This window comes from Pseudomonas folii (assembly GCF_014357575.1).
GTDB classification, from domain to species: domain Bacteria; phylum Pseudomonadota; class Gammaproteobacteria; order Pseudomonadales; family Pseudomonadaceae; genus Aquipseudomonas; species Aquipseudomonas folii.
In genome coordinates, this window is sequence record NZ_JACONW010000008.1 from 1 (window position 1) to 21,871 (window position 21,871).

16 protein-coding genes are annotated in these 21,871 nt (G+C 57.6%); 8 read left to right on the forward strand and 8 right to left on the reverse strand.

Annotated features, from left to right (window positions below; translation table 11 throughout):
* Positions 1-181: 181 nt before the first annotated feature.
* Entirely contained in the window at positions 182-928 is a 747-nt protein-coding gene (locus H8S59_RS03205; RefSeq protein WP_095093912.1) for an SDR family oxidoreductase, read from the forward strand.
* Positions 929-933: 5 nt separating this feature from the next.
* Here H8S59_RS03205 and mapR read toward each other — a convergent pair whose 3' ends face one another.
* Positions 934-2,364, reverse strand: coding sequence for a GntR family transcriptional regulator MpaR (gene mapR / locus H8S59_RS03210; RefSeq protein ID WP_187520542.1), 1,431 nt, complete (start codon positions 2,362-2,364; stop codon positions 934-936).
* Positions 2,365-2,686: 322 nt separating this feature from the next.
* Between mapR and H8S59_RS03215 the strand changes: the two genes are divergently transcribed.
* Positions 2,687-3,217 (forward strand): MgtC/SapB family protein, encoded by a 531-nt coding sequence (locus tag H8S59_RS03215; protein ID WP_095093910.1) that lies wholly within the window; start codon positions 2,687-2,689, stop codon positions 3,215-3,217.
* A 9-nt stretch (positions 3,218-3,226) separates the two neighbouring features.
* Here H8S59_RS03215 and H8S59_RS03220 read toward each other — a convergent pair whose 3' ends face one another.
* On the reverse strand, positions 3,227-3,403 hold the full coding sequence (locus tag H8S59_RS03220; RefSeq protein ID WP_187520502.1) for a hypothetical protein: 177 nt from the start codon (positions 3,401-3,403) through the stop codon (positions 3,227-3,229).
* A 344-nt stretch (positions 3,404-3,747) separates the two neighbouring features.
* Between H8S59_RS03220 and H8S59_RS03225 the strand changes: the two genes are divergently transcribed.
* From H8S59_RS03225 to glgB, 3 genes are read left to right on the forward strand one after another with little or no spacing between them, the layout of a single operon-like run.
* Positions 3,748-5,775, forward strand: a complete 2,028-nt coding sequence (locus tag H8S59_RS03225) for an alpha-1,4-glucan--maltose-1-phosphate maltosyltransferase (RefSeq protein ID WP_095093908.1) — start codon at positions 3,748-3,750, stop codon at positions 5,773-5,775.
* A 12-nt stretch (positions 5,776-5,787) separates the two neighbouring features.
* Positions 5,788-9,111, forward strand: a complete 3,324-nt coding sequence (gene treS, locus H8S59_RS03230) for a maltose alpha-D-glucosyltransferase (RefSeq protein WP_187520503.1) — start codon at positions 5,788-5,790, stop codon at positions 9,109-9,111.
* Positions 9,111-11,342 carry a 1,4-alpha-glucan branching protein GlgB gene (glgB, locus tag H8S59_RS03235; RefSeq protein ID WP_187520504.1) on the forward strand — a complete coding sequence of 744 codons (2,232 nt, stop codon included), beginning with the start codon at positions 9,111-9,113 and terminating at the stop codon, positions 11,340-11,342. The genes treS and glgB overlap by 1 nt, the downstream gene beginning before the upstream one ends.
* Before the next feature lie 302 nt (positions 11,343-11,644).
* On the opposite strand, the gene H8S59_RS03240 is transcribed toward glgB, so the two are convergent.
* The 3 genes from H8S59_RS03240 to H8S59_RS03250 form a co-directional block, all read right to left on the reverse strand.
* On the reverse strand, positions 11,645-14,272 hold the full coding sequence (locus tag H8S59_RS03240; RefSeq protein ID WP_187520505.1) for an autotransporter family protein: 2,628 nt from the start codon (positions 14,270-14,272) through the stop codon (positions 11,645-11,647).
* A gap of 224 nt (positions 14,273-14,496) precedes the next feature.
* A complete protein-coding gene (locus H8S59_RS03245; protein WP_187520543.1) occupies positions 14,497-15,255 on the reverse strand; it encodes an endonuclease/exonuclease/phosphatase family protein in 759 nt (252 codons plus the stop codon).
* A 106-nt stretch (positions 15,256-15,361) separates the two neighbouring features.
* Positions 15,362-16,576, reverse strand: coding sequence for an MFS transporter (locus H8S59_RS03250; protein ID WP_187520506.1), 1,215 nt, complete (start codon positions 16,574-16,576; stop codon positions 15,362-15,364).
* 172 nt (positions 16,577-16,748) lie between these two features.
* Between H8S59_RS03250 and H8S59_RS03255 the strand changes: the two genes are divergently transcribed.
* Positions 16,749-17,876, forward strand: coding sequence for a beta-propeller fold lactonase family protein (locus tag H8S59_RS03255; RefSeq protein ID WP_187520507.1), 1,128 nt, complete (start codon positions 16,749-16,751; stop codon positions 17,874-17,876).
* A gap of 198 nt (positions 17,877-18,074) precedes the next feature.
* On the opposite strand, the gene H8S59_RS03260 is transcribed toward H8S59_RS03255, so the two are convergent.
* Entirely contained in the window at positions 18,075-19,661 is a 1,587-nt protein-coding gene (locus H8S59_RS03260) for an ABC-F family ATPase (protein WP_095093902.1), read from the reverse strand.
* Positions 19,662-20,106: 445 nt separating this feature from the next.
* Here H8S59_RS03260 and H8S59_RS03265 point away from each other — a divergent pair, with 445 nt between their 5' ends.
* Both H8S59_RS03265 and H8S59_RS03270 read left to right on the forward strand, forming a co-directional pair.
* A complete protein-coding gene (locus tag H8S59_RS03265; protein ID WP_095093821.1) occupies positions 20,107-20,550 on the forward strand; it encodes a hemerythrin domain-containing protein in 444 nt (147 codons plus the stop codon).
* A gap of 81 nt (positions 20,551-20,631) precedes the next feature.
* Entirely contained in the window at positions 20,632-20,976 is a 345-nt protein-coding gene (locus H8S59_RS03270) for a 2-oxoacid ferredoxin oxidoreductase (protein ID WP_187520508.1), read from the forward strand.
* A 68-nt stretch (positions 20,977-21,044) separates the two neighbouring features.
* On the opposite strand, the gene H8S59_RS03275 is transcribed toward H8S59_RS03270, so the two are convergent.
* Both H8S59_RS03275 and H8S59_RS03280 read right to left on the reverse strand, forming a co-directional pair.
* Positions 21,045-21,374: a hypothetical protein gene (locus H8S59_RS03275; RefSeq protein ID WP_095093819.1), complete on the reverse strand. Its 330-nt coding sequence runs from the start codon at positions 21,372-21,374 to the stop codon at positions 21,045-21,047.
* A 100-nt stretch (positions 21,375-21,474) separates the two neighbouring features.
* Positions 21,475-21,804, reverse strand: a complete 330-nt coding sequence (locus H8S59_RS03280; RefSeq protein ID WP_187520509.1) for a DUF6388 family protein — start codon at positions 21,802-21,804, stop codon at positions 21,475-21,477.
* Between the last annotated feature and the right edge of the window lie 67 nt (positions 21,805-21,871).

Sequence of the window (21,871 nt, forward strand, 5' to 3'; positions counted from 1 at the left end):
TTCGATTTCATGGTTAACGAATTTATCGCATGAACTGACGCCATCGCGAGCAAGCTCACTCCTACAGGTCCAATGGCTGCCTCAATGCAGCGCCGTGTCGGCTCTAACGGCAAATGCATTTCAATTCAGAGTACTGAGTTTCGTTTGATCAGCGTCATGCGTACTTCTACAGGAGACATTTATGGATAAAGTTCTCATCATCACCGGTGGCTCCCGGGGTATCGGTGCCGCCACTGCATTGCTTGCCGCAGCCCAAGGCTATCGAATTTGCATCAACTACCACTCCGATCATCAGTCTGCCGAACGTATCTGTGAGCAGGTCCGGGCGATGGGCGCGCCGGTGATGGCGGTCCAGGCTGACGTCAGTAATGAGGATGAAATCGTGCGCCTGTTCGCCCGGGTCGATGCCGAGTTCGGACCGGTAACTCACCTGGTCAATAACGCTGCAACAGTGGCTCACGCCTCTCGTGTCGAAGAGCTGACCGAGTTCCGTTTGCTGAAAATGATGATGACCAATGTGGTCGGTCCGATCCTGTGCAGCAAGCATGCGCTGCTGCGCATGTCCCCCCGGCATGGGGGTAAAGGCGGTAGTATCGTCAATGTGTCCTCGGTTGCATCACGTCTCGGTTCCCCCGGTGAATATGTCGACTATGCGGCCTCCAAGGGCGCGCTCGACACGTTCACTACGGGCCTGGCCCGGGAAGTGGCAGGCGAGGGCATTCGCGTCAACGCCGTTCGGCCTGGTTACATTTTTACTGATTTCCATGCCCTGAGCGGTGACCCCAACCGGGTCAGCAAACTGGAATCCGGTATTCCCATGGGCCGTGGCGGCGTCGCCGAAGAAGTTGCTGAAGCAATCGTCTGGCTGTTGTCAGAAAAGGCGTCGTATGCAACCGGCACATTCATCGATCTGGGTGGTGGTCGCTGATCGGTTCAGCTTGCAAGCATAGAGTGAATGATCCGTCCAAGGGTCTGCATGGCTTTATCCGACGCGTCGTTCCAGGCGCCGCCGTAATTCAATCGAATGCAGTGGCGGAAACGTCGGGTCGGAGAAAAGATCGGGCCCGGCGCGATGCTGACTCCCTGGGCCAGCGCTATCTTGAATACCTGCAATGAATCGACTAGCTCTGGCAGTTCCAGCCACAGGAAGTAGCCGCCTTCTGGCTGACTGACTCGGGTCTGTGCCGGAAAGTAGCGCGCAATGGCCCCCAGCATCGCCCGTTGCTGATCCTCAAGGGCGTAGCGCAGTTTCCGCAAATGCCGGTCGTAGCCGCCATGCTGTAGATAATCAGCAATCGCCGCCTGGGCGGGCATTGATGCGCAAAGCGATGTCATCAGCTTCAAACGTTCGATTTTCTGCGCATAGCGCCCGGCGGCCACCCAGCCGATCCGGTAGCCAGGCGCCAGGCTCTTGGCAAACGAACCGCAGTGCAACACCAAACCCTCCGTATCAAACGCCTTGGCCGGTCTGGGCGCGTGAGGCCCGTAATACAGCTCGGCATAGACATCGTCTTCGATCAGCGGCACCTGATGTTCCCGCAGCAGCTCGACCAGCGCTTGCTTGCGAGCTTGGGGCACTAGCGCGCCCGTGGGATTCTGAAAGCTGGTCATGCACCAACAGGCCTTGATGGGATGGCGCTGTAGCGTCTGCGCGAGGATGTCCAGGTCGATGCCGTCTCGAGGATGCACCGGAATTTCCACCGCCTTGAGTTTGAGGCGCTCCAGCACCTGCAGGCAGGCGTAAAAAGCCGGCGCTTCGATGGCAACCAGGTCACCCGGCTCGGTGACAGCCTGCAGGCAGAGGTTCAGCGCTTCCAGCGCGCCGTTGGTGATCAGCAGTTCCTCCATGGGCAGTACCAGCCCGCCAACCCTGTAGCGCAATGCAATTTGCTGGCGCAGTTGCGGGTGGCCGGGAGACATGTCGGTGACTACCATCCGTGGGTCCATGTCCCGACTGGCACTGGCCAGTGATCGCGACAAGCGCTGCATGGGAAACAGCATCGGACTGGGGAACGCTGAGCCAAAAGGCACAGTGTTGGGGTCTTTGATGGAGTCCAGTACCGAGAACACCAGTTCGCTGACATCCACTTCGGTGGACTCGCCCACCTTGGCGTCCTTCAGCGGTTCGTTGAAGCTGTGGCCGGATTGATCCAGTGCCTTCGGGTTAACGAAATAACCGGAGCGAGGTCGTGCACTGATCAACCCGCGGCGTTCCAGCAGGTAATACGCCTGGAACACGGTTGACGGGCTGATGCCGTGGGTCTGACTCGCATAGCGCACCGACGGTACCCGCTGCCCCGGAGCCAGAACGCCGGTCCGGATCAGTTCGGCGATGGTATCGGCATATTTCTCGTAGCGCTTCATGGCGTCTCGCGGGCTGTGTTCGATCATGTCAGACGCTCATATCTACGGCTTGGCAGGTAGCCATAGGGTGAGCGGCGGAGGTAATAGAGAACAGCGTCAGCTTAACGATAAAAAACCGGATCAGATAGCGCAAGGCTGCTGCACTCTTGCGTTCCGCTGCTGTCCATTCCTGCACTCGAACCTGAACGCGACGAACGCGCAGACATGCCTTCCTGTAGGAGCTGCCGAAGGCTGCGAAGCATTCATCCTGACGCACCGCCATCGCAGCCTTCGGCAGCTTACAGATTCAACGTTTGTCCGCTACACAATCCAAGGAGCAACAATGACCGCATGGTGGCAAGAAGTCTGGTTAACGCTGCAATCCGAATTTTCCGATATTACCGATGCCTCGCAGCTGACCCGGATCACGGTTCGACTCACGCTCGCGGCATTGCTTGGCGGGATTCTGGGTTTTGAACGGGAACATAAGGGCAAGGCGGCGGGGGTACGCACGCACATGCTGGTGTCCATGGGGGCCGCGCTTTTTGTGCTGGCTCCTCATATGGCGGGTGCCGATGACGCTGCGCTTAGCCGGGTCATTCAGGGCATCGTCGCAGGGATTGGCTTTCTGGGGGCCGGAACAATCCTCAAGGATCGCGCGCAACGCACCGATCAGGTCAAGGGTCTGACCACGTCAGCGGGGTTGTGGATGACCGCCGCGATCGGAATCGCGGCGGGGATGGGGCGGGAGGCTACAGCGGTGTTAAGCACCATCCTGGCGTTGGGCATCCTGAACCTGATGCCGATTGTCGTGAACAAGATTGACCCGACGGAAGACAACCCGGACAAAAAGGACGGTTCGGAAAAGCCTTGATCGGCATCTTTATTCAGGGAAATCCTCACCCAAAATAGCTGGTGGCTCATTCGGTGGCGGGTCACCGATAGGGTCCGGTGTCACCTCGGGTGGAGTCGATGGCGGCTCCTGATCGGGTGTTGGCACCGGCAAAGCGGGGTCGTCGATCATCGGATCGGGTGTTTCAGCTGGGACTGGAATGCTCATTGGCGTCACCTCTACTTTGGAAATGCACAGGGGCAAATACGTTTGCAACATGACATTTTCTGGACACGCCTGTTTTGACCGCACGCATTCGCGGATGGCTCAAGCGATTAACGGGCGGCGCAGGAATCTGCGGCTAAGCTGACACTCGGCATGTGCGCATCGACTGCAAACCTCTTTGAACTTTTCCCGTCCAGGACCGCTCGGAAACCAGTAGGCCGGATTCAGTCAGTTGACTGTGGCCACTCAAAAATTCTTGCTCAGGTAGCCAGCGGTAAGGCGGCCTGACCATCGTCAATGCATGGATTGCACAGGAGCGTCCCCAGGGGCGTGAGGAGTGATGCTCGATGAATGTGACCGCTGATCAGCCGTATGGCCCGGATTCCCTGGCCCGTGATGTTTCAAACCCGACTCGACCTCTACCTTTGACCCAAGCCCTGCAACTGCCGCGGATCGTGATTGAAGACACGACTCCGGTAATTGATGGCGGGTTATTTGCTGTCAAAGGCATCATTGGTCAGCCCGTGACAGTGACCAGCAAAGTGTATGCAGACGGTCACGACAAACTGGCCGTTCACATTAGCTGGCGTTCTGTTTCCGAGGAGACCTGGCACAGCGCGCCTATGCAGGAGCTGGGTAATGACAGCTGGACCGGTGAATTCACGCCGACCAGTGTCAGCCGTTATATTTTCCGTCTCGAAGCGTGGATCGATCAGTTCGCCAGTTATCGCTATGAGCTGGAGAAGAAGTTCGGTGCCGGCGTTTCCATCGAGCTGGAGTTGACTGAAGGCCGGATTCACCTTGAACACGCTGCCGAACGCAGTTCCGGAGAGCTCAAGACGCAAATTCTCGGTGTTCTTGGCGAGCTGGAAAAGGCTGAGCCCGAAGCCCGTGTAGCGCTGCTGCTGAACAGCGAAACGTCGGCGCTGATGAGTCAGGCTGACAACCACGCGTTCCTCAGTCGCAGCGTTGAGTTCCCGCTGGATGTGGAGCGTGAACTGGCGCAATTCGCCAGTTGGTACGAACTGTTCCCGCGTTCGATCACTGATGATCCCGAGCGTCACGGCACCTTTAATGATGTGCACAGCCGTTTGCCAACGATTCGCGACATGGGTTTCGACGTGCTGTATTTCCCGCCGATTCATCCCATCGGTCGTTCCCATCGCAAAGGACCCAACAACTCCCTGACGGCTGGCCCGAATGATCCCGGTAGCCCTTATGCCATCGGCAGTGAAGACGGCGGCCACGACGCGATCCACCCGCAACTGGGCAGTCGCGAGGACTTCCGCAATCTGGTGGCGGCTGCAGCCGAGCACGGTCTGGAAATCGCCCTGGATTTCGCCATCCAGTGTTCTCAGGACCACCCGTGGCTCAAGGAGCATCCGGGCTGGTTCACCTGGCGTCCGGACGGCACGATCCGCTATGCGGAGAATCCGCCGAAGAAGTATCAGGACATCGTTAACGTTGATTTCTACGCGCCAGATGCGATTCCGAGCCTGTGGCTTGAGTTGCGCGACGTGGTGCTGGGTTGGGTCGAGGAGGGGGTGAAAATCTTCCGGGTCGACAATCCCCACACCAAGCCTTTGCCATTCTGGCAGTGGATGATCGACGACGTCCGCAGCCAGCATCCGGATGTGATGTTCCTTGCAGAAGCCTTTACCAAGCCAGCGATGATGGCGCGGCTGGGCAAGGTCGGTTATTCCCAGAGCTATACCTATTTCACTTGGCGTAACACCAAGGCTGAGTTGTCGCAGTACTTCACCGAGCTCAATGAAGCTCCTTGGCGTGATTGCTACCGGCCAAACTTCTTCGTCAATACACCCGATATCAATCCGCACTTTTTGCATGAGTCCGGGCGTGCCGGATTCCTCATTCGTGCTGCGTTGGCAACCATGGGCTCGGGTCTGTGGGGCATGTATTCCGGCTTCGAATTGTGTGAGTCGGCACCCGTACCGGGCAAGGAAGAGTATCTGGACTCCGAGAAGTACCAGTTACGCCCTCGGGACTACACCGCGCCCGGCAATATCATTGCCGAGATTGCCCAGCTCAATCGCATTCGCCGCCAAAACCCGGCGCTGCACACCCATCTGGGCCTGAAGCTGTACACGGCCTGGAATGACAACATTCTGTATTTCGGCAAGCGCAGCGCTGACGGCAGCAACTTTGTGCTGGTTGCCGTCAATCTTGATCCTTTCAATGCGCAGGAAGCGCATTTCGAATTGCCCCTGTGGGAAATGGGTTTACCAGATGACGCGGCCACCTCCGGTGAAGACTTGATGACCGGACACCGCTGGACCTGGTACGGAAAGTCCCAGTTCATGCGTCTCGATCCTTCGTATCAGCCTTTCGGCATCTGGCGTATCCAGTCCAATTAACAGGGAATGACCATGGCAAAGAAACCCAAGAGCGCGGCCTTTATCAAAGACCCGCTCTGGTACAAAGATGCAGTGATTTATCAGGTCCACGTGAAGTCGTTCTACGATTCCAACAACGACGGCATCGGTGACTTTCCCGGCCTGATCTCCAAGCTGGATTACATTGCCGACCTGGGTGTAAACACCATCTGGCTGCTGCCGTTCTATCCATCGCCGCGTCGTGATGATGGTTATGACATTGCCGAATACAAAGGTGTACACAGCGACTACGGCACCATGGCCGACGCGAAAAAATTCATCGCCGAAGCCCACAAACGCGGTTTGCGGGTCATCACTGAGCTGGTGATCAACCACACCTCGGATCAGCACCCGTGGTTTCAGAAAGCTCGTAAGGCCAAGAAGGGCTCCAAGGCACGGGATTTCTACGTCTGGTCTGATACCGACGATAAGTACGATGGCACTCGCATCATCTTTCTGGACACCGAAAAGTCCAACTGGACCTGGGACCCGGTCGCTGAGCAGTATTTCTGGCACCGTTTCTATTCACACCAGCCGGATCTGAACTTCGATAACCCGGTGGTGATGGAAGCAGTGCTGGACGTGATGCGTTACTGGCTGGACATGGGCATTGATGGCCTGCGTCTGGATGCGATTCCGTACCTGATCGAGCGCGACGGCACCAACAACGAAAACCTGCCTGAAACTCACACGGTGCTCAAGCAGATCCGTGCCGAGATCGACGCCAACTATCCCGACCGGATGCTCCTGGCGGAGGCTAACCAGTGGCCGGAAGACACTCAGCTGTATTTCGGCGACACCAAGGGTGACAACGGCGACGAATGCCATATGGCGTTTCACTTCCCCTTGATGCCGCGCATGTACATGGCGTTGGCCCAGGAAGACCGTTTCCCCATCACTGATATTTTGCGGCAGACCCCGGAAATTCCAGCCAATTGTCAGTGGGCGATTTTCCTGCGCAACCACGATGAGCTGACCCTGGAAATGGTCACTGATCGCGAGCGCGATTACTTGTGGAATTACTACGCCGCCGACCGCCGCGCCCGGATCAATCTGGGCATCCGTCGTCGTCTGGCACCGTTGATGCAGCGCGATCGTCGCCGGGTTGAGCTGCTCAACAGCATGCTGCTGTCGATGCCGGGCACCCCAACCTTGTACTACGGCGACGAGATTGGCATGGGTGACAACATCTATCTCGGTGACCGGGATGGCGTGCGGACCCCGATGCAGTGGTCTATCGACCGCAACGGCGGCTTCTCGCGTGCCGACCCGGCCAGTCTGGTGTTGCCACCGATCATGGACCCGCTGTACGGCTTCCAGTCGGTCAACGTAGAGACCCAGAATAACGACCCGCATTCGCTGTTGAACTGGAATCGGCGCATGTTATCCGTGCGCAAGCAGCAAAAGGCGTTCGGGCGCGGCGTGCTGAAAATGCTGTCGCCGAGCAACCGACGTATTCTGGCCTACACCCGTGAATACACCGGGCCGGATGGCAAGACCGAAATCATTCTTTGTGTTGCCAATATGTCCAGCGCCTCTCAGGCGGCTGAGCTGGAGCTTTCCGCCTACGCGGGCACCGTGCCCGTGGAAATGCTGGGTGGCAGTGCGTTCCCGCCTATTGGTCAATTGAATTACCTGTTGACGCTGCCGCCTTATGGCTTCTATTGGTTCTTGCTGGCCGCAGAAAACCAGATGCCCACCTGGCATGTGGAACCTGCACAAAGCATCCCGGATTTCCCGACTATGGTCCTGAAAAAACGTCTCGAAGAATTGCTCGACGAACCTCTGCGCACCGTGATGGAACAGAACTCACTGGCGCAGTATTTGCCCAAGCGTCGCTGGTTTGCGGCCAAGGATAAAGCCATCGACAAGGTACACATCGCTTATGCGGTGCGCTTTGGCGATGCCGCACATCCTGTGTTACTGAGTGAAATCGAAGTCACGGCGGGCGACCATCACGCGCGCTATCAGCTGCCATTCGGCATGCTGGCTGAAGACGACATCAGCAGCGCCTTGCCTCAGCAACTGGCGTTGGCTCGTGTGCGTCGCGGTCGTCAGGTGGGGTTGGTCACCGACGCTTTTACGCTGGAAACCTTCATCCGCGCGGTGGTGCACGGGATGCAAGTGCAAACCGTGCTGCCTAGCAGCGAAGGGGAGTTGCGTTTCGAGCACACGTCTCAGTTGCCGCCGCTGGGCCTTGGCAATGAGTCTGAGGTTCGCTACCTGTCGGCCGAGCAGTCCAACAGCTCTGTGGTCGTTGGTAGCAGCCTGGTGCTGAAAATGATTCGTCGGGTCAATCCGGGTATCCATCCGGAATTGGAGATGGGCGCTTACCTGACCAACGCCGGTTACAAATACATCTCGCCGCTGCTGGGCTCCGTAGTGCGCGTCGGCAACGATGGTCAGCAACACTTGCTGATGATCGCCCAAGGTTATCTGAGCAATCAGGGCGATGCCTGGGAATGGACCCAGAACAATCTGGAACGGGCTGTTCGTGACGAAATGTCCCACGGTATTTCCGGCCAGGAACAGCATTACAACGCACTGCTGGAGCTGGAAGATTTCGCGGGCAATCTGGGCAAACGTCTGGGCGAAATGCATCAGGTCCTGGCGTCGTCCACCGACAACCCGGATTTTGCAGTGGAAGTCACCAGCGTCAAGGACAGCCAGGCTTCCGGGAAAAGCGTCACCGCTCAAATGGAGCACGCGCTGAAGTTGCTGGAACAGAACAAGTCAGGGCTGGAGCCGGTAGATCAGCAACTGGTCAGTGATTTGCTGGCCAATCGCAAGAAGGTTCTGGCCCATGTGCAAGCGTTGGCCAAGCGTTCGGTGGGCGGTCTGCGGATCAGGGTTCACGGCGATCTGCACCTCGGTCAGGTTCTGGTGGTCAAAGGTGATGCTTACCTGATCGACTTCGAAGGCGAGCCCGCGCGATCGGTTGAGGAGCGGCGTGCCAAATACAGCCCGTTCAAGGATGTCAGCGGCGTGCTGCGTTCCTTCGATTATGCGTCGGCCATGGCCGTGCGCAGCGCACAGAGCGTCGACACATCGCCGGAAGCTGCCGAAGCACGTCGCCGTGTTGCTGAAACTTATTTGAACCAGGCCCGCGCTGCCTTCATCGAAGGTTATCGTTCGGCCACTGCCGGACTGGCCCACGCCTGGAAAGACGCCAAGGGTGAAAAAGCAGCACTTGAGCTGTTCACCCTGGAAAAAACCGCTTATGAAGTGGTCTACGAAGCTGAAAACCGCCCGACCTGGCTGTCCGTGCCGTTGCAAGGTTTGCGTGGTCTGCTCAATCTGTCTGATGGAGAGTCTTGATGAATGCGCCTGACAAAACTGGTGCGGGTCAGCAACTGATGCCCGCTGCCGTAGACATGGATGCATTGATCCGTGCCGAACACCGTGATCCTTTTTCGATCCTGGGCCCGCATGGCGATGGTGCCAACGGGCAGATTATCCGGGCTTATCTGCCTGCGGCGTTAAGCGTGACGGTACTCGCTCGTGAAGGCGGGCATGAACTGGGCACGTTGGAAATGAGCGAAGTGCCGGGCTTTTTTGTCGGACGCTTCCCTGACGTCCAGCCTTACTTGTTGAAGATCAACTGGGCGGGCGGTGAGCAGATCACTGAAGACCCGTACAGCTTCGGCCCGCTGCTGGGCGAGATGGACTTGTACCTGTTTGCCGAGGGTAATCACCGCGATCTGAGCAGTTGCCTGGGCGCACAAGTGACCACGGTCGAAGGCATTCAGGGCGTACGTTTTTCGGTTTGGGCACCCAACGCTCGCCGCGTCTCGGTGGTCGGCAGCTTCAACAATTGGGACGGCCGCCGTCACCCAATGCGCCTGCGCCATCCTACGGGGGTGTGGGAAGTGTTCGTTCCCCGTCTGCAACCGGGGGAGCTCTACAAATTCGAGATACTCGGCCCTCACGGGATTCTGCCGCTCAAATCCGACCCGATGGCGTTGGCAACGACACTGCCGCCGGATACTGCGTCCAAGGTGTCGGCACCGCTGCACTTTGAATGGCACGACAACGATTGGCTGCAATCCCGTGGCGACCGTCACGGCACCCATGCGCCGCTGTCGATCTACGAGCTGCACGCCGGTTCCTGGCAGATGGAGCAGAACGACGAAGGCCAATGGCGTCAGTACAACTGGCGTGAACTGGCAGATCGTCTGATTCCGTACGTGAAGGAACTGGGCTTCACTCACATCGAACTGATGCCGATCATGGAGCATCCGTTCGGTGGTTCGTGGGGCTATCAACTGCTGGCGCAATTTGCCCCGACGTCGCGCTACGGTTCGCCCGAGGATTTCGCTGCGTTCGTCGATGCCTGTCACCAGGCCGAAATCGGCGTGATTCTGGACTGGGTGCCTGCACACTTTCCTACCGATACCCACGGTCTGGCGCAGTTTGACGGCACGGCACTGTATGAATACGCCAACCCACAGGAAGGCTTCCATCAGGACTGGGACACGCTGATCTACAACCTGGGTCGCACCGAAGTGCATGGCTTCATGCTGGCGTCGGCACTGCACTGGCTCAAGCACTACCACATCGATGGTCTGCGCGTGGATGCCGTGGCTTCGATGCTTTATCGGGATTACTCGCGTAAAGCCGGGGAGTGGGTGCCTAACCGTTTTGGTGGTCGTGAAAACCTCGAAGCCATCGATTTCCTGCGCCACCTCAACGACGTGGTTGCACTGGAAGCACCAGGCACTCTGGTGATTGCCGAAGAATCCACCGCATGGCCGGGTGTCAGCCAGAGCACACAGCAGGGCGGCCTTGGCTTTGCCTACAAGTGGAACATGGGCTGGATGCATGACACGCTGCATTACATGCAGCAGGATCCTATCCACCGCGGCCACCATCACAGCGAGCTGAGTTTCGGTTTGATGTATGCCTGGTCAGAGAAATTCATCCTGCCGATTTCCCATGATGAAGTGGTTCACGGCAAGCATTCCCTGATCGACAAAATGCCCGGTGATCGCTGGCAGAAATTTGCCAACTTGCGGGCTTACCTGACGTTCATGTGGACCCATCCGGGCAAGAAGCTGTTGTTCATGGGGTGCGAGTTCGGTCAGTGGCGCGAGTGGAATCACGACGAACAACTGGATTGGTACTTGTTGCAGTACGCCGAGCACATCGGCGTGAAAAAACTGGTGAGCGATCTCAATCGGGTTTACCGCGAAGAGAAGGCGCTGCACGAGCGTGATACCGAGCCGATGGGCTTCCAGTGGTTGATTGGGGACGATGCTGCCAATAGCGTGTTTGCCTACATGCGCTGGAGCAAGGAGGGCGAGCCATTGCTGGTGGTTGCCAACCTCACCCCGGTGCCGCGTGAGGCCTATCGCGTGGGCGTGCCATTTGGCGGCAACTGGACAGAGTTGCTAAACAGCGACGCCGAAATGTATGCAGGTTCGAACCTGGGTAATGGCGGCGGCGTGCACGCTGATGAGGTTAAAAGCCATGGTCAGCCAGTCTCGCTGGTACTGAACCTGCCGCCGTTGGCGGTGTTGATTCTCAAGCCTAAGGCGAGTGAGGGTTAATCGCGTCAAGTAGAAGCACCGAGGCGCTCCAATCGCGGGCAAGCAGCTCTCCCACAATGGACTTTCGGTCTGATGTGGGAGATTCCATGTGTGCCTGCAAGCTGAATTTCGACTTGGGGCTTGCTTTAGCCGGGAAGGCGATATTCCTGACGATACATGTGTCAGCTGTAACAGCTCTTCCCGGCTAAAGCCGGTCCCACTTCACTGCGCCAATCTCGGGATCACATCAGACCTGTAGGGGCTGGGCTTGGTCTGGGCCACACTCCGATGATAAGGCTGGATGCGATCTACGTTGGACCGCATTACCAACTCACCCGTACCCCCAGATTTCCTGCGATCCCACTCAAGTACTGGTTATCCATATTCTCGCTGTAGTCTGCGCTGAGATAGACGCTCACCCCCGGCGAAACCGTGGCCACGACGCCTGCACCTGCGTTGGCGTAGCTAAAGCGGTGCTTGGTCTTTATCTTGTCGGTGTGATTGAAAGTGACGGTGTCTGCACCGTCAAAGTTGTGCCACAGGTTTGTGCGCACGTAGGGCTCAATGGGCAACCCACTGACCATGTACCGAGCTTTAAGGCGCGCGCCAAGCCGTGCCGTATTCCAGGACTGGGAGTCGAAGGACACATCCGATATACCGTCGTTCTGGCTGTCGAGCTTGATGTGCTGATGGATTAACTGTGCTTGCGGTTCGATAACCCAATCAGCGCCAAGAGGAATCGGATACCCGGCTTCAACAGATAACGTCAGTGCACGACCTTTGGTGTCAATGCGCACGCCTCGATCAGAGCGGCTGTAGCCATCCAGTCGGGTGCCCATGGCGACGGCATCGACATACCAGCCTTTGGGATCAGTCAGTGTCCAGTAAAGCCCGAGGCTGTCGCCTTCGAGTTTCAGCTTGCCGGTTTTACGGTCCTGAAACCCGCCCGCGAAGCCTTTCACGTCGCCATCGAGTCGACTATGCCCGACAAACAGGCCAGCGCGTTGTATCCGCTCGTTGTCGTGCTGTGCAGCATAAAGGTCGTGACCGACTTGATAGCCCTTGAGCGAGGCGTCAAGGCTTGGATCAACTGTACCGGACCAGCTCTGTTTTACACTGCTGCCAAATATCCGCCCCCAGCCAGCCGGCGCCCACCCTGACTCTGTTAACAGGCTCTGCTCACCCTGACGATCATGAAAAGTGCCCAGCGACATCAGCGTCAGCACCGCAGCTGCGGGAGGCACTACGGCGTAGTTCGGTACTTCCAGGCGATAGAGGGGAATCGGTGCTGCACCAGCAACTGCTGCCGGTAGCGGCGGGGTGCCGATGGCTGCAACTGGCGCAAACGCCGCGGGTTGCAAAGGGGCTGTTGTCGGCGGTGTTGGAGTGCCTGGACTGGCGGGTAACGTCGGTGTTGTGGGCTGAGAGGGTTGCCCGGGAGGGACAGGCGTCGGCGTTTCTGGATTGGGCACAGCCAGCACGAGAGGAGGCGCCAGCACGGTCGAACGCAGGAACCAGCTGTTTTCTGATCCCGCCGTAGCGCCTCCTTTAAACAGGTAATAGTCGTAAGCGCCGACCGATAGTGAGTTGCCCAGTGAAAACGCGGTGTTTTCGCTGGTGGCGCCGTTATTGGCCTCCACGACCTGAATACCGTTCTGCGCAGTTGCAGCACCCGGACCGCCCAGGTTGGTGACATTGATTTGCGTCGTGCCGGACAGGCTGCCTTGAGAGACCACCAGTTTGTCGCTCGACGATGAATCGTCACCCAGCACGGATTGCAGCAGCAGTCGTCCATTGCTGCCTGCGTAGTTGCCGTTGATAGTGAGAGTGTCGGTCGCCGTGCCGTTGCGGCTTAGGTCTAGCGTGCCGGCATTGTTTAGCGTTGCCAGCTGCACGGCACTGAACGGGCGCACGCCACCGGAACTGGAGGTGATAGTGCTGCTCGTGTCGACGTTCAAGACGCCGGTGCCGCTCGCTGTATCGCCAAGCACTATTTCGCCATTCAGATCCAACAGGCTGCCGTTGTTCAGGTTGACTGTCTCCCAATTGGCGTAGCGAGCCGGGACCGATGTGCTGACCGCATCGAAAGTGAGCAGGTCGGTGCCCAACCCGCCATCGAGTAGCGGGTTGGCTCCCAGCGTCGTTTCGTTGAGTTGGGTCAGGAAGGCAAGGTCATTGCCGTCTGCCATCAATACCGTGCCTCTGACAAAACCAGCGTTGCGCCAACTGAACGTGTCATTACCGAAGCTGGCACGTATCCCGCCTTTCACCTCGCCACCAGAAACCGTGATGCTGTCATCGCCACCACTGACGCTGATGACCCCGCCAATGCTGCCACCGGACAAGATAATCGTGTCCCGGCCAAAACCCGTCACCAGATTATTGATAATGGTGCCGCCCGACATATCGAACAGATTATCGTCCAGTTTCATGTCGACCCGGCCGATGCTGCCACCGGTCATGCGGGCGATATCACCGTCTTCGAATGCGGTGCTGATCGTACCTCCTGTCATCAGGAAGGTATCCAGGCCATCGCCTTGGGTGAGCGAACGCATTGTCCCTCCACTCATGAAGAAGTCATCGGGGTCAAAGCTCTGATTCACGTCACCGGTAATAGTCCCGGCCGTAATGCGGAAGGTATCGACCCCGGCGCCCTGATTGAAGTCGCCAACGATGCTCCCGGAATTCATCTCGATGTGGTCCTGACCGGCACCGAATGAAACGTTGCCGATGATGGAGCCGGTGCCCCCCACAGGAAAAATCAGCGTGTTGTTCCCGCCAGGGTTGGTCAGCGGGCCGCTGCTACCGCTGTCGCAAATCTGGATGTCGGAGCCGATGGTGGAGTTCAGGTCACAGGCCGCTTCAGTCGATTCGGGGAGGAGGGTGATTACTATTGCCAGGGCTATTCCGGTGTAGCCAGTTGCATCGTTACGAAACCATATTTTTCTCATGACCGCGCTCCCTGCTGCGGGGTCAGGGAGGCTTTCACTGCTTCATCAATGCCAGCAACCGCGCCGTAGTCGAGCGACTGCGGGGCAGTCGCTCAGGATCCTGATTGTTTTCAATAAGCAATCATTTCAACGAGTAACAACAGAAGTTAAGGAGACAATCCGAGGCCCGTCAAGAAGTTGACCGACCGCAGGTAGGTATCGAGGGTTTTTATGCGCAACGGCTATTACAGATGCACTTCGACCGCCAAAGGCAGATGGTCCGAGAGATGTGTCCAGGGCTTGTTACCCAGAATCCGCGGCTCATGACTGGTGGCGTTACGCAGATAAACCCGGTCCAGACGCAGCATCGGGAAACGTGCCGGGTAGGACTTAGCCAGCGCGCCGTGGTGGCGTTCGAAGACTTCGTGCAGATACTCACAACGGGCCAGGCGTTTATTGCCGCGCAATTGCCAGTCATTGAAATCCCCCGCGATGATCACCGGCGCATGGCTGGGCAGGGAGTCCAGCAGTTTGCAGAGCAGGTCCAGCTGTAACTGCCGGTGACTTTCCAGCAAGCTGAGGTGCACGCAAATCGCGTGGACTTCATCGTGGCCGGGCACCTGAAGTACGCAGTGCAGCAAGCCACGGCGCTCGGGGCCGGTGATGGAAATATCGAGATTGCGGTGCTGCAGGATCGGGTATTTCGAGAGGATCGCGTTGCCGTGGTGACCGTCGGGGTATACCGCATTGCGACCGTAGGCAAAGTCGCTCCACATGCTGTCGGCCAGGAATTCGTAATGTGAGGTTTCTGGCCAGTCAGGGTGTCGCGAAGCGTGGCGCTCGTGGCTGCCCAGCACTTCCTGGAGAAACACCAGGTCGGCACTGGTGCTGCGCACAGCTTCGCGCAGTTCGGGGAGGATGAAACGTCGATTGAGCGCAGTGAAGCCTTTGTGCGTATTGACCGTGAGTACGCGCAATCGGTGAATGTCGGGGGTATCACTCATGTCCACTAGGTCGGCGCTTACGCCAGCAGGATCAGGGGGCACGCGGATGCTCCTATAAACGGGGTATGTAGATCGGACTGGTGCGTAGTGCTCCAGTTCATCTTTTTTATGCCCCGCTAACCTGAGCCCTCGCACGACGCGACAGCAGTACCGTCAGGCCAAGCCCGCCAATTGACAGCAGCGAAGCGAAGAAGAAAATCCACGAATAACCCAACCCCAAGGCAATCGCGCCCATGATCGGTCCGGCGATGGCCAGAGCCAGATCGAAGAACACAGCATAAGCACTCAACCCGGCGCTACGGCTGCTGGAGGGCACTTGCTTGATCGCTTCGACGCCCAACGCCGGATAGACCAGCGACAGACCTAAGCCCGTCAGACCCGCACCGGTCAAGGCAAATGCGGTGTTGGGCGATACCCAGAGCAGCACCAGTCCCAGGGTTTCGACGCCCATGCAGAGAATGGCCGAGGTAAAACCGCCCAGTCGGTTGATCGCACCGATAAACAACAACCGCGCCGCGATAAAGCACACGCCGAAGACGCTCAGGCACCAGGCCGCACCTTCCCAGCCGCGGCTGACATAAAACAGAGTGATGAACGTGGTCATGGTGCCGTAGCCAATCGACGCCAGGGTCAGGCTCAGACCGTAGGGTGCAATCCGGCCAAACACCGACCAGAAGGGCAGCCGCTCGCCCTTGATCACCGGCGGTGCGGTTTGTTTGCGGATCACCAGCAGCGACAGGGAGGCCATGACTGACAAGGCGATGCCCAGGGTGTAGAAACCCAGTTCCTGACTCATCAGATAGCCCAGGGGCGCACCGATGGCGATGGCGCCGTAAGACGCGATGCCATTCCATGAAATGGCCCTGGCGGTGTGTTCCGGGCCAACCTTGCCGATGCACCAACTGATACTGCCCACGCCGATCAGCCCTTGGGAAACCCCCAGGAACAGCCGGGATATAATCAGGATAGTCAGGCTAACGGAGGGCAAGTGATCCAGCATGGCTGCAGCGAAGGTCAACACGCCGCTCAGCGTGATGCCTGACATGCCGTAGACCACGGCCAGCTTGGTGCCGATGGTGTCGCAGATCTTCCCGGCCACCGGACGGCTGAGCAGGGTCGCAAGGTATTGCGAACCAATTGTCAGACCTGCGATCACTGCGCTGAAGCCCAGTTGGTCATGGACGTAACCTGGCAATACCGCAATCGGTAAACCAATGCACAGGAAGGCAACGAAGGTATAGAAGACGACAGAGATGATCTGCAGGGTGATCATCATGGAGCTGGGCTGTGCGGCAGGCGAGGGCGGGGTGGCAACGGACATTGGGCTCTTTCGCTGGCAGGCGGTTGGGAGTGGCCACATCATCGCCCCGGTCGCAGACAAATGAAAGCAGGCTAACGATTTAAACACGCAGCAATTCGTAAAACAGTAATTGCTGGAAATCTAAAGTGGTCATAGGATGACTGACCACAACCATAAAAATAAAGGATCTTCTGTGAGCAAACCCCTTCTTATGGCCGCTGCGGTCGTCTGTGGTTTAAGCATGAACGTCAATGCGTCGACCTTCGCTTATATCTCCAGCCCTGTTGACGGACTGATTTCCCAATACAGTCTGGATGAAGCCAGCGGGAAGCTAAGCCTGGTGGAGCAGACCAAGGCAGGAGACATGGTCAACCCGATGGCCATCAGTCCAGATGGCAAAGTGTTGTACGCGGCGTTGCGGGTGAAACCTTTTCAGGTGGTGGGCTTCAGCATTGATCCCAAAAGCGGGCGTTTGACTGAACTGTCCCGAGGCCCGCTGGCTGAAAGCCTGGCTTACCTGTCCACGGACCGCAGCGGCCGCTTCCTGATGGGTGCTTCTTACGGCGCTGATGCCATCACGGTGCAAGCCATCGATGAAGCGAAGAAACCCGACGAAAAAATCCAGACTTATAAAACCGGCCCGCATGCGCACTCGGTCCGCACCGATCCGAGCAACCGCTTTGCTTACGCCGGCAACCTCGGTGCTGATCACGTGCTGCAATATCGGCTGGACGACAAGACCGGAGCACTGACGCCGATCGGCAGTGGCTTTGTCAGCGTACCGGCGAAAACCGGCCCTCGGCATCTGGCTTTTTCCAGCGACGGCAAGTTTCTGTTTGTCGATGGCGAGATGAGCGGCACCGTCACTGCGTTTTCGATTGACGACAAGACTGGCGCACTGACTCAAGTGGCCCAGGCCAGTGGTATTCCAGAGCGTTTGAAACTGGTCCACGGTGAAGTGCGAGACGCGAGCAACAACGACCTGAAGGATGACCCGACGCCACGCATCTGGGCAGCTGACCTGCGCTTGTCGCCAGACGGCAAACTGCTGCTCATGACTGAGCGCACCACCAGTTCGGTATCGGCATTCGCAGTCGATGGCGCAACTGGTGCGTTGACCTTTCTTGATAACTACCCGGTGGAAGAGAAGCAGCCGCGCAATATCGCCTTCTCGCCAAACGGCAAGTGGGTGCTGGTGACCGGTGAAAAAGCCGACAAGGTAGGTGTTTACAGCGTGGGGGACAAGGGTGCGCTCAAGCGCGCCAGTGAAGCGGAGTCTGGCAAGGGCGCATTGTGGGTCGAGGTCCTGCAGATCCAGTAATGCCTGCCCTGAAATAAAAAGCCCGGTCAGATTGACCGGGCTTTTTCATTTCAGGCTGTGTGGAAGAGCTCGAGTGATGCCCCGGTAGGAGCGAACTTGTTCACGAGGGGCCATTCCAGTAACGGCATTACTGCCTGACACTCTCGCCAACAAGTTGGCTCCTACCGGTTTTGCAAGCTCAAAGATTGATCAGCCTTATCAGAACACCACACCCTGACTACGCAGGTAGTCATCGTAGGTGCCGCTGAAGTCGGTTACGCCGTCCGGGCTCAGCTCGATAATGCGTGTAGCCAGCGAGGACACGAATTCACGGTCGTGGCTGACGAAGATCAACGTGCCTGGATAGTTTTCCAGCGCAAGGTTCAGCGCTTCAATGGATTCCATGTCCAGGTGGTTGGTCGGTTCGTCCATGATCAGTACGTTTGGCTTTTGCAGGATCAGCTTGCCAAACAGCATGCGGCCTTGTTCACCACCGGAAATCACCTTGACCGATTTCTGGATCTCGTCGTTGGAGAACAACATCCGGCCCAACGTACCGCGGATCATCTGCTCGCCCTGAGTCCACTGGCCCATCCAGTCGAACAGCGTGACGTCGTTTTCGAAGTCGTGAGCGTGGTCCTGAGCGTAGTAACCCAGTTCCGCAGCGTCGGTCCACTTCACACTGCCGGCGTCCGGAGTCAGCTCGTTGACCAGCGTGCGCAGCAGGGTGGTCTTGCCGATACCGTTCGGGCCGATGATCGCCACGCGCTCGCCTGCTTCAACCTGGAAGCTGAAATCCTTGAACAGAGGCTTGCCGTCGAAGCCTTTCGCCATGCGCTCGACGATGACCGCCTGACGGTGCAGCTTCTTGGTTTGTTCGAAACGAATGAACGGGCTGACACGGCTGGAAGGCTTGACTTCGGCCAGCTGGATCTTGTCGATCGCCTTGGCGCGGGAAGTCGCCTGCTTGGCTTTCGAGGCGTTGGCCGAGAAGCGGCTGACGAACGATTGAAGCTCGGAAATCTGTGCTTTCTTCTTGGCGTTGTCCGACAGCAGTTGCTCGCGGGACTGGGTCGCCACGGTCATGTACTCGTCGTAGTTGCCCGGGAACAGACGCAGCTCGCCGTAATCCAGGTCAGCCATGTGGGTGCACACGCTGTTCAGGAAGTGACGGTCGTGAGAGATGATGATCATCAGGCTGTTACGCTGGGTCAGGATGTTTTCCAGCCAGCGAATGGTGTTGATGTCCAGGTGGTTGGTCGGTTCGTCGAGCAACAGCACTTCAGGGTCGGAGAACAGCGCCTGGGCCAGCAGCACGCGCAGTTTCCAGCCTGGCGACACTTCGCTCATCGGGCCGTTGTGCTGTTCGATGCCGATACCCAGACCCAGCAGCAATTCACCGGCACGGGATTCCGCGGTGTAGCCGTCCATTTCTGCGAATTCGGTTTCCAGTTCGGCGACGGCCATGCCGTCTTCTTCGGTCATTTCCGGCATCGAGTAGATGCGGTCACGCTCTGCCTTGACCTTCCACAGCTCTTCGTGACCCATGATCACCGTATCGATCACGGTAAATTCTTCGTAGGCGAACTGGTCCTGACGCAACTTGCCCAGACGCACATTCGGCTCGAGCATCACTTGCCCACCAGAAGGCTCCAGATCGCCGCCCAGGATCTTCATGAAGGTGGATTTACCGCAGCCGTTGGCGCCGATCAGGCCGTAACGGTTACCGGCACCAAACTTGACCGAGACGTTCTCGAACAAGGGTTTGGCGCCGAACTGCATGGTGATATTCGCTGTGGAGATCAATTACCTTACCTTTCAATAACTTGGATTTGGCTGGATGCAGCCGATACCGATTTGATGCCCGTTTCCGTCTTTGCCCTGGCGATTTTTATCACGGGCCGAGGCCATTCTTTGGGCCATATCTAGCCAGCATCTGCGACGTAAAGAGTCGGATGACTGGAAATGAATGCGGGATTCATGCCGAATTTGGCGCGCATTGTCGCATAGAGTGAGTGGCAGTTGTATGGCAAGCAGGATTAATCATCCATCGCGTGCGCGCCGTCGGTAGGAGAGAACTTGTTCGCGAGGCGGCGTCCCTGACACGCCGACTCGCCATCAACCTGACTGCCAAAGGGGCGCAGAGCCCTGCCAGCGAATTTGCAGTAATAAAGGACTGAACTGCCGCTTTCCCGGAGATGTCTAGTAACCATCGCTTCCACATTCGGAAGCTGTCCGAGGAGTACAGCCTGTGAATATTTTTGAAGCCTTGAGAGAAAGTCATGACCGTCAGCGCAACTATGCCGACATTCTGGTCAAGACCAGCGGTGACAACATTGAGCGTGTAGAGGCCTACAAGCAGTTGAAAGCTGAACTTCAGGCCCATGAAACCGCCGAAGAGCGCTTCTTCTATATCCCGCTGATGGAACATGACAACGGTATCGATCTGAGTCGTCATGCGATCTCGGAACACCATGAGATGGACGAGATGATGGAAACCCTGGACGAGACCGAGATGTCCAGTCCTGCCTGGCTGGCCACTGCCAAGAAGCTGTCCGAGAAGGTTCACCATCACTTGAAAGAAGAAGAGCAGAAGTTCTTTCAGATGGCGGGCAAGTTACTCGACGAGCAGCAGAAACAATCCCTGGCTGGCAAATACGTCAAGGAATACGAAGAGCAGCTCACTGAGGCGTGAAAAAGCGGGGCGGGTGCATGTCTGGTTCATGCGCTTTGCCCAGCGGTGTAGACTCCGCTTTTTTCGCGTTCAAGGAATGTCATGAAACTTCTGATTTCGGCACTGGCCCTGGCGGTGCTGGCTGGCTGCACATCGCCGTCCAACCAGGCGCGCGCTGTTGGCCCCTACAAGACCTATTCGAGTCAGAAAACTGCGGCGGTGGTTGCGCAGTGCATTGAATATTCCTGGCAGGACGAGGCACTGATGGGGGCCGAGGCGGATGCCTTTTTGCAGTCCAGTGAGAAGGGCTTCACTGTTTACAACACGGGCGCAGAGTTCTTTGTCGATGTGCAGCCTCAAGGCGGTGCAAGCGCGATCCAGTATTACGCGCCGTCTTCCAATCTGGCGACTGAGCGTCGCGGTGCTGCGTTGGTGACTTGTTTGTAGGCATCAACCTGAAATCAGGACAAAAAAAGCCCGGCTTCAATAGCCGGGCTTTTTTACGTTCGCACCGATCAATTATCGGGGGATCCAGCAGCACCGCCACCGGTGCCGTTAGGGCCGTTCTTGCCTGGGCCGCCAGTTTTGCCGACCGCACTGCCGGTGGTGCCGCCATCAACTGACTTGCCTGCGCCTGAACCCGTGGCCCGGCCATTTGCGTCAGCGCTTTTGGTGCTGCCCGATGATGGAGCAGGATGGGTGCCCGGTGGCACTGCCGAGCCAGTTTGCACACCGCCAGTTTCAGGTTTTACAGGACCCGTGCTGGTGGAAGCTGCGAAAGCGGAGCCAAACGAAAGTGAAAGCAGGCCTGCGAGCAATAAGTTAGTCGTCTTTGACTTCATCATGGTACGTCTCCAATTTATGAGCGTTACCCGATATTGGTCAGCCACCCCCTTGCAAGAGTGCCCTTTATGGCGACGAACGGTCACGCCCCGCGGGCCAAGGTCAAGGTTCCAGCTTGTTCAGCTCGCAATATTCGACCCAGTCCATGCCGGCCATCTGGGCCACTTCCTTATGCACCTCACGGCGCTGGCTTTCATATTCCTCAGCGCTTGCAGCGGTCAGTTGCAAAGTAAGCTCCCAGGCAAACAAACCTTGACGTTCGGCCTCGGCCTCGAAGGCCTCATGCAAACACTCCTCGCGATATTGATCACGTGTCAGTCCGGCAGCCTGCGCGGCCAAGGGATTGAGCTTTTCCAGCTCCTGTTGCAGTTCGGGACGCTGCGCCAGGAAAGTTTCCAGCGCCAGTTTGTGCGGATGTTCTGCTGTAGCCATTGGATCTCCGTTGTATTTTTTTCGGGCATGTCATCAGACAGACCATCGCGGATGATACTCGTTGGTT

Coding starts and splice junctions, on each gene's coding strand:
- H8S59_RS03205 (WP_095093912.1), top strand. CDS start 182: ATGGATAAAGTTCTCATCATCACCGGTGGCTCCCGGGGTATCGGTGCC.
- mapR (WP_187520542.1), bottom strand. CDS start 2,364: ATGAAGCGCTACGAGAAATATGCCGATACCATCGCCGAACTGATCCGG.
- H8S59_RS03215 (WP_095093910.1), top strand. CDS start 2,687: ATGACCGCATGGTGGCAAGAAGTCTGGTTAACGCTGCAATCCGAATTT.
- H8S59_RS03220 (WP_187520502.1), bottom strand. CDS start 3,403: ATGAGCATTCCAGTCCCAGCTGAAACACCCGATCCGATGATCGACGAC.
- H8S59_RS03225 (WP_095093908.1), top strand. CDS start 3,748: ATGAATGTGACCGCTGATCAGCCGTATGGCCCGGATTCCCTGGCCCGT.
- treS (WP_187520503.1), top strand. CDS start 5,788: ATGGCAAAGAAACCCAAGAGCGCGGCCTTTATCAAAGACCCGCTCTGG.
- glgB (WP_187520504.1), top strand. CDS start 9,111: ATGAATGCGCCTGACAAAACTGGTGCGGGTCAGCAACTGATGCCCGCT.
- H8S59_RS03240 (WP_187520505.1), bottom strand. CDS start 14,272: ATGAGAAAAATATGGTTTCGTAACGATGCAACTGGCTACACCGGAATA.
- H8S59_RS03245 (WP_187520543.1), bottom strand. CDS start 15,255: ATGAGTGATACCCCCGACATTCACCGATTGCGCGTACTCACGGTCAAT.
- H8S59_RS03250 (WP_187520506.1), bottom strand. CDS start 16,576: ATGTCCGTTGCCACCCCGCCCTCGCCTGCCGCACAGCCCAGCTCCATG.
- H8S59_RS03270 (WP_187520508.1), top strand. CDS start 20,632: ATGAAACTTCTGATTTCGGCACTGGCCCTGGCGGTGCTGGCTGGCTGC.
- H8S59_RS03275 (WP_095093819.1), bottom strand. CDS start 21,374: ATGATGAAGTCAAAGACGACTAACTTATTGCTCGCAGGCCTGCTTTCA.
- H8S59_RS03280 (WP_187520509.1), bottom strand. CDS start 21,804: ATGGCTACAGCAGAACATCCGCACAAACTGGCGCTGGAAACTTTCCTG.